Genomic DNA, 3,824 nt, shown 5'->3' with positions numbered 1-3,824 from the left:
GCCGGTCCTGGCGACGTAATTGATCACCGATCGCGGCAGAAGGTCGCATTCTTCCAGGGGTATGGACTGAAGGACTTCGGCGTCTTCTTGTTGAAGGCCGGTTTCCACCTGAGCTTCTATGTACAAGCGCTCGCCTTTCGGCAGAAGAAGGGCTCCCCGAGTGGCGCCGGCGTCTTGCATGACCGTTTCCATCATTCTTTTCAGCAAGTCTTCCAGAATGATTTCCCCGGACAGAAGCTGGGCAGCCTGGAAAATGGCTTCCATGTCCACCATTTGTGACAAGTCGCGGCGTGTCAAAGCGGACCGCGGTCCCTCCGACCCGGAGGCCGCTGCCGCACTGTCTTCCTCCTCTGCCAGCCACGGGTATTGGGATCGAAGCTGCTCTGTTTTCATCCGCGCCCCCCAGGTGCGATAACCCTCATAGGCATCTCCTATGTATTTCTGGGCCAGGTCGGTCAGGCCCCTGGAGAAGTAGAATCTGGCTGCGCACTCGCTCGCAATGGCAGCATTTTGGATAAAGCCATAGGTTCTTGCCGATCGGATAGCCTGATCATAAAGCAAGGCAGCCTTTTCGTTTTGCCGTCGTATGCGGGCCATCTCCGCCGCGACGAGCAGCCGTTTGTGCTCGAAATTGTCCGGGCAGTGCCGGGCCCACTGCCTCATCTGGCGGTGTTTTTTCGACAGTAACGACCAGAACGCCCTCTTTTCCTTGATTGAGAAGGAGTGGTACATTGCCGTGACTGTCAGGCAATAATAGAAGGCGTGGTCAGCAAGATAAACTTCGCCAAAGTAGAGTTTCGTCAACCGTTCGGCTTCCTTTAACAAAGGCAGTGCCCGCTCATAATCGCCACTGAGGTAGTAAACTTGGTTCTTGCAAAGGTAATAGTCGAAAAGCTCTTTTTCCCTGATCTGGTAGCCTGCATCCCCTCGGATGAATCCCTCTTCATCGAAAGTATCATCACTGAAACTGCCAGGTCCCCAGGTTAGACCCTGCAGCGCGAGGACCATTTGGCGGTATATGGTCAGAAAGCAGGAAAAATACGGGTCTTTCACTTTGGACGCGAAGCGGAGACTCTCCCGTATTTGCTCCGCCAGCTCGTGCAGCGGCACGCCCCTAAAGTGTTTCGAAACAAGCGAAAAAGTCATGGCGTACCCGGCATAGGTAAAATCGCGGGAAATGAGACTAGCTTCCTTTGCCTTTTCCAGGTAAGATTCACCCTGCCGCGTGTGTTCCAGCCAGGGGAGGAAGAAGGCCCCGTACAAAAAGTCGACGGTATACTTCTCGGCCGGAGTTCCGTATCGTTCCGCCAGGCGCAGGGCTGTCTTCCCCAGTGGGATCCCGGTTTGAAAGTCTTTCAATCGAATAACGCTCACCATGGCCAGCATCAGATAACCTGAGCCGGAGTTGGCAAAATGGCCAAAGCGCAAGGAAAGTTCGCAGATCTTCAGGGCAATGGCGAACAGTAGGTCTTCACTATTGTTGTAGGCGCATGGTGAGATGGCGACGAGCAGGTTGGAAGCCGCCTGGAGTTCCTCACCGCGCGCCGGCGGCAGCTCCAATATCCGGTCAATTCCTGTCTTTCTTATCAGCCTTTTGACCTTGATCAACTCTCGGACGATGTAAAGCGTGGATGGGTTCGCCGGAAGGTCATGCCCCAATTCCCGCAGTCCCTCTAATCCCACTTGGATAGCCTTTTTATCAAAGTCGTTCTTGGTAGCGAACAAAATCGCGACTTGACGCAGTTGCGTTCTATCCAACTTGTTCCGGGCTTTTCCTAACAGCTCCTGGTAGAGTTTCTCTGCTTCATCATAACAGCCGCACAGGTACTGGCATTCCAGGTACTCAAGGTGCAGTTGGAAAACCAATGGATAGTCAGTCTCCCAGCACTTTTCCTCCAGTAGACCCAAGCCTGTCTTCAGGTACTCTAGGGCAGCGGCGAAAGCCGATGCCTGCTTGGCCCTTTTCCCAGCGAGGAGATTTAACTCTGCGCCGCGGATTCTCTCATTATTCTTGATTAGCAATTCTGTTCCCAGGTTCAAGTGGTTGACTGCCGTAAAGAAAGCCGCCGGGTCGGACCCCTTCCCTTCCTCAGAGGACTCCCCCATTCCCTCCAGCATCAGACAGCCCAGGCGATAGTGGATAGCCTTTTTGTCTTCGTCGTGGGTCAAGAGGTATGCGGCCTGGTGCACCCGGTCGTGAACAAAACTATAGACTCTCCCATCGACCTTCTGGATTAGCCTCTCCCCAATGCAACCGCTCAAGCGCTCTTCGATAATGTCGGCGGGTTGGCCAGAGACCGCTGCTAGCAGCTGTATGTCGAACGTGGTCCCGATACAGGCGGCAAACCGCAGCAGGCTCTTGCTCTCGTCGGGGAGCAGTGTGATTTTATCCACCAGAAAGCTGACTATATCACCGGCGATTTCGGTTTGTTCTATTTGATGTGGGTCCCACTGCCAGCCGCCGCCGGGTCTGGGTAAAATGAGTTCCTTCTTGTGCATAGCTTGGAGCAATTCTCTTACGAAAAGCGGGTTACCCCCGGTCTTTTGATACAGGAACCCGGCGAGCGGCCTTGCCTCTTCCACGCTGCAGCAAAGGCTGGCCGCAGTGAACTCCTCTACCTCTCGGACGTCGAGGGGGGACAGACTGATTGTCCTGAACCGGTTCGCCTTGCGCTCCATCGACTTGATAGTCTCCATCAGAATGTGTCCTGAGGGGACTTCCTCATCCCGGTAGGTGCCTATCAGCAAGAAGTGGCGGACCTCGTGTTCGAGGAGAATTGATTCCAGGATCTTTAAAGACTCATGGTCGGCCCAGTGCAGGTCGTCAAGGAAGAGCACCAAAGGGGCGTCTTCTCTGGCGAACAACTGAAGCAACTGAGAAAAGGCATAGAAGAGGCGCTCTCTGGCTTCTACGCTTGAAGCGGTCTCCACTCCCGGCCGCTTGCCGGTGAGCCGTTCCATGTACGGCATTAGTGCGGCGACCAGGGAAACGTTCGCTCCCAACTTAGCGAGGATTAACTCTTGCCAGGCGGTTACTTCTTCCTGGCTTCGGCTCATGAGCCATTGAAACAACTGCTCAAACGCATCAATTATGGGACCATAGGGTGCCTCGCTCTTGAGAGACTGGAACTTCCCGCTTATGAAGAATCCCTGCGCTCTTTGAACCTGCCTGCCAAACTGCTGGATCAGCCTTGTCTTGCCGATCCCCGCCTGTCCTGCAACCAAAACGACTTCGGCCGGACCGCGCCCTACCCTTTCAAAGGACGCCTGCAGGAGATCGAGTTCCCGTTCTCTGCCGTAGAATCCGGTCGAGAGATGAAATGCGGCGGGAACATCGTATTGACCAATCTTAAAAGGAGGAACAGCACTATGCTGTTCCCATTCATCAAGGCATCGACACAGATCTCTTCTTACACCTTCAACGGATTGATACCTCTTGTCCGGGTCCCTGGCCAGGCACTTCATCACGATATCAGAAACGACCACCAGGATTTCCCTGTCCACCTCATGGGGAGGTCTAATATCCCCGGCCATCAGGTTATGGAACCATTCCAGCCTGCTCTTACCCTCTACGGGCAGCCGGCCTGTCAGCATCTCATAAAAGATCACGCCTAGCGAAAACAGGTCTACCCGTAGGTCCACCGGCCGGTTCAAGCGCCCCGTCTGCTCCGGTGCGAGGTAGAATAGGCTCTCGGGATCGGTATCTCGTCCCGCTGGGCGGCCAGAATCTGCAAAACACACCCTATCGTCCTGAAGGCTGATTAACAAGATATCCGGGTTCAGATTGCCGAGGATAATACCTTCCCGGTGCGACTGAGAAAGAG

General features: G+C 54.5%; 1 protein-coding gene. It reads right to left on the bottom strand.

Annotation, left to right across the window (positions count from 1 at the left end; genetic code table 11):
- Positions 1-3,824: ATP-binding protein (locus HPY90_RS15265; RefSeq protein WP_287195759.1), on the bottom strand; the 3,824-nt coding region annotated here is incomplete at both ends.

The organism is Syntrophothermus sp. (assembly GCF_013314835.1).
Classification (GTDB): Bacteria; Bacillota; Syntrophomonadia; order Syntrophomonadales; family Syntrophothermaceae; genus Syntrophothermus; species Syntrophothermus lipocalidus.
The sequence above is the reverse complement of the archived record's forward strand: the minus strand, read 5'-3'. Positions and strand labels throughout refer to the sequence as shown.